Annotated in this window: 2 protein-coding genes; both read right to left on the bottom strand. The window is 69.1% G+C overall.

Going from position 1 to position 1035, the window contains the following annotated elements; genetic code table 11:
- Positions 1 to 65: 65 nt before the first annotated feature.
- On the bottom strand, positions 66 to 452 hold the full coding sequence (locus B8460_RS18730) for a chemotaxis response regulator CheY (protein WP_048863142.1): 387 nt from the start codon (positions 450 to 452) through the stop codon (positions 66 to 68).
- 84 nt (positions 453 to 536) lie between these two features.
- Positions 537 to 1035 (bottom strand): MotE family protein (locus B8460_RS18725; protein ID WP_048863141.1); only part of this gene is annotated, 499 nt, incomplete at its 5' end.

Raw genomic sequence — 1035 nt, 5'->3', positions numbered from 1 at the left:
GATCGGCGGGCGGGTGCGCGGCGCGCGCCGCGTCGAGCCGCTCCGCCAGTGGGGGCGGCAGCGCGTCAGGCATGAGCCAGCACCTTCTCGATCTTCTCGCGCAGCGTCTCGGCATTGAACGGCTTGACGATGTAGTTGGACACGCCGGCCTGCTTGGCGGCGACGACGTTTTCGGCCTTGCTTTCGGCGGTCACCATGATGAACGGCGTCGCGCGGAGCCGGTGATCGGCGCGCACTTCCTGCAGCAGTTGCAGACCGGTCATCGGCTGCATGTTCCAGTCGCTGATGACGAGGCCATAGCTGCCGGCGCGCAGGCGGGCCAGCGCCTCGGCACCGTCGGTCGCCTCGTCCACGTTGTTGAAGTCGATCTGCTTCAGCAGATTGCGGATGATGCGCAGCATCGTCTTGTAATCATCGACGATCAGTACGTTCATCGATTTATCGATCGGCATCATGGGCTCCTGTCCGGTCGGCGGCGGGCGGCGGCGGGTCGGGTTCGGGCATGCGGCGGCGGCTGGCGGGATGGTCGGGCGGCGTCAGGGTCGGATCGCGGCCTGACGCGACGGGCCCGCGGCGGCCGGCGTGGTCTCGTTGACGCGCAGATGCGCGAGGGCCGCGGTGACGGCACGGGCCTTGTCCGGCTGCATCGCCGCCAGGATCGGCGCCGCCTTGCTCTCCTTCATGCGGTCGATGACCGGCAGCAGCACCTGCATGTCGAGATCGTTGAAGATCACCGCCGCGTCACGCGGCTTCATCTGTTCGTAGAGCTTCACCAGCCCCTGCCAGTTGGCTTCCTCGTGGCGGACGCGTGCGGCATCGAGCTGTTCGAGCCGGGTCTGCAGCGCCTGCAGCTCGTCGACGCGCGCGGCCAGACGGTGCTCGGCGGCATCGATCAGCGCCTTGCGCGCCTCCTGCTGGCGGGCGCGCGCGTCCAGCGCCTCGCGCTGCCGGCGCAGGTCGAGCAGGAGGGCACGCTCGCTGGCACTTATGTCGCCCGGTCCGCCGACCTGTTCGTGTCCATGCACGCCGACGCGA

The organism is Acidisphaera rubrifaciens HS-AP3 (assembly GCF_000964365.1).
Lineage (GTDB): Bacteria > Pseudomonadota > Alphaproteobacteria > Acetobacterales > Acetobacteraceae > Acidisphaera > Acidisphaera rubrifaciens.
The sequence above is the reverse complement of the archived record's forward strand: the minus strand, read 5'-3'. Positions and strand labels throughout refer to the sequence as shown.

Bases quoted from the DNA above. Each gene is read 5' to 3' on its own strand.
- B8460_RS18730 (WP_048863142.1), bottom strand. From the start codon at position 452: ATGCCGATCGATAAATCGATGAACGTACTGATCGTCGATGATTACAAG.